The sequence below is a fragment of the Methylophaga sp. UBA2689 genome, assembly GCA_002354555.1.
Lineage (GTDB): Bacteria > Pseudomonadota > Gammaproteobacteria > Nitrosococcales > Methylophagaceae > Methylophaga.
The window spans coordinates 2,266-5,046 of record DELT01000042.1 but is presented as its reverse complement, the minus strand read 5'-3'; the positions used below and the strand labels follow the sequence as shown (position 1 = coordinate 5,046).

Genomic DNA, 2,781 nt, shown 5'->3' with positions numbered 1-2,781 from the left:
GTTTCCCAATCCAAGTCAGGAATCGATCATGAAGCGGATTATCGCGCACTGACAAAAGATGGTAACTATGTCTGGATCCGCGATGTGGTGCATGTGGTGCGCAAGGAAAATGGTGAGGTCGACTCATTAATCGGTTTTATGTTTGATATCAGTGAGCGCAAAAAGACCGAGCAGGAACTGATAAAGCTGCAAAAGGAACTGGAAGAGCTTTCCTTCAAAGATGGCCTGACCGGCGTGGCTAACCGCCGGATGTTTGATTCTGTTATCGAAACGGAATGGCTTAAAGCCCGGCAAAATAAACAGCCATTGTCGTTGATTATTATTGATATCGATTTTTTCAAGGAATATAACGATTTTTACGGGCATTTACAGGGCGATGACTGTTTAAAACAGGTGGCTGAAACCCTGAATAACGTTAAAGCACGCTCGCGTGACTTCTTCGGGCGATTTGGCGGTGAAGAATTTATCATGCTACTACCAGAAGCAGATGAAAATGCCGCGTGGTCGATAGCAGAGCGTTGTCGTCAGGCTTTATTTAAAAAACAAATACCGCATGAACAGTCGAAAGTGAGTCAATTACTCACTATCAGCCTGGGAGTCAGTACGATGATTCCATCGCAAGATGATGAGCATAATGAATTAATCAGCAGGGCAGATAAACAGCTTTATCAGGCCAAGCAGAAAGGGCGTAACTGCATTCAATCGGCTTAAACTAGATTACCGCAGGCGCGATTAGCCGGTACGGCTACATCCATCATTTTAGGATTGGGCAAGTTCAGGTTGTCCATAATGTTTTTATATTCAACAACATCCTTCACTTGCAAGCGAGGATTATGCTCGCGTTCTTCACCTATCGTACTGACCATCCAGCCTTTATAATCATGTGCTGGATAAATCCAGGTGTCTTCAGGCAATTTTAATAACTTGTCGAACAGGCTGCTGTATTGGTCGGTGGCACTGCCATTTTGAAAATCAGTACGACCTGTACCGCGAATCAATAGCGTATCGCCGGTAAAAAGGTATTGTTGCCCTTTATGTTCTAAGTGAAAGCAATAGGAATCATCGGTATGCCCCGGAGTGTGTAAGGCGGTGAGTTCGATATTGCCCACCTTAATTTTACTGCCATCATGAAAGCTGTCATTGGCACAGGAAGAGTTTGCCTGTTGTCCCATATAGGTTTCACAACCTGTGAGTTCCCGCAGTTTACCAAGTGCCGTAATGTGATCAGCATGGGTATGGGTGTCCATTGCCACTTTCAGTGTTAAACCAAGTTCATTTAATAAACGAATATAACCATCTGTTTCATCAATCACCGGATCAATTAATACCGCTTGTTTGGAAAGTTTATCTGCAATCAAATAAGTGTAGGTAGATGAGTTTTTTTCAAAAAGTTGTCTGAATAACATGTTGATGAATGCTCCTATGTTGTTTGCAGATAAAACAGTGTTACTGCCACCAGTAAAAGACCAATAGAAAAGATTTTCTGCAGATTAGCATTCGCAATTCTGTGACTGATCAGTTGTCCTACATACATACCTGTCAACCCTCCAGCAATGAGCCAGGCCAGTGACGTAAAAGGTAAATAATTGACTTCACCGAATGCGAGATGTGAAATAAAGCCGATACTGCTAATCAGCGTGATAACCACTAAAGACGTACTGACAGCCTGTACCATACTGACCTGACTCAGTAACAGCAGTAGGGGAATGATTAAAAAACCGCCGCCCACGCCGAATAAGCCGGATAATATGCCGACCAAAAATCCACCCAGCAATAAACCACCCATGCATCTTGGACGCAGCTGAAATTCACCGTTGGGACTGAATTTACACAGAACACCCTTTGCATTATCCAGTGATAAATGACTGCTTCGCACCACTTTGCTGGCTTCCGGCATCGTTGTGGCCGTTAACCACATACGAATAGCGATGATGACGGCCAGTAAGCTAAATCCTGCCACCAGCAGCACCTCACTTAATATTGAGGCGAATAGCTGACCTAACGGCGCACCCAGCATTCCGCTTCCGGCCAATAAAGCTGCAGGTTTCCATAAAATGGTTTGATTGCCGAAATTTCGGACACTGCCATACAAGGTAATCGTAGCGACGGCGGCTAATGATAATGTCACAGCTTGATGAATTGAAACGTCACCCAGCAATATCAATAAGGGCACAGCAAACACCGAGCCACCGGCTCCAGTAAGGCCAAGCAGCAGGCCAATTACAATGCCAATTAACAGCAACATCTAGATTATTTATTCCATGGCATTTTTGCGAGGATCAGGCCCATTGCACAGCTATCGGTGATGCCGGAAAACATCAGCCCTGCGCCGACAAATCCTGATAAGGCAAACCAGGCTGAATGCAGAGCAAATCCAAGAATTACCCCGGCTAACACCAAACCACCCGCAGCAATACGTACCTGACGTTCTATCGATACTGCGCTACCTTGCGTGACCACCCAGTCAGCATTGAGCTTTTCAACCGCCTGGATGCCGCCCTCAATCACCATAAGTGATTGGGAAACCTGTCCATCTAATTGTTTGGCGGCCGTTTCGGCGCGTCGTCCTGAGTGACATAACAGGAAAATCTTGTCCGGTGTTACTGTTTGTTGATTAATTGCCTGTTGCAATGCTTCTACTGTGAGGTTCTGTAATGGTAAATGAATGGCACTCGGTAAGGATTTCGCTTTCACCTCGGCAGCTGTTCTGACATCAACAATAAACAAATCGGCGGGTGTATTTTTGGTAAATACATTTGCTGGTTTTTCGATGGAATAACT

At 44.9% G+C, this 2,781-nt stretch carries 4 protein-coding genes; 1 reads left to right on the top strand and 3 read right to left on the bottom strand.

The window, feature by feature from the left end; translation table 11 throughout:
- Positions 1–711 (top strand): GGDEF domain-containing protein (locus B3M51_RS04540; protein WP_292757128.1); only part of this gene is annotated, 711 nt, incomplete at its 5' end.
- On the opposite strand, the gene B3M51_RS04535 is transcribed toward B3M51_RS04540, so the two are convergent.
- The 3 genes from B3M51_RS04535 to B3M51_RS04525 all read right to left on the bottom strand — a co-directional run.
- Positions 708–1,406, bottom strand: a complete 699-nt coding sequence (locus tag B3M51_RS04535; protein ID WP_292757126.1) for an MBL fold metallo-hydrolase — start codon at positions 1,404–1,406, stop codon at positions 708–710. The two genes, B3M51_RS04540 and B3M51_RS04535, sit on opposite strands and share 4 nt — an antisense overlap.
- Before the next feature lie 14 nt (positions 1,407–1,420).
- Positions 1,421–2,245: a sulfite exporter TauE/SafE family protein gene (locus B3M51_RS04530; protein WP_292757124.1), complete on the bottom strand. Its 825-nt coding sequence runs from the start codon at positions 2,243–2,245 to the stop codon at positions 1,421–1,423.
- Positions 2,246–2,250: 5 nt separating this feature from the next.
- Positions 2,251–2,781, bottom strand: a 531-nt coding sequence (locus B3M51_RS04525) for a rhodanese-like domain-containing protein (RefSeq protein ID WP_292757122.1), incomplete at its 5' end; no start/stop codon positions are given.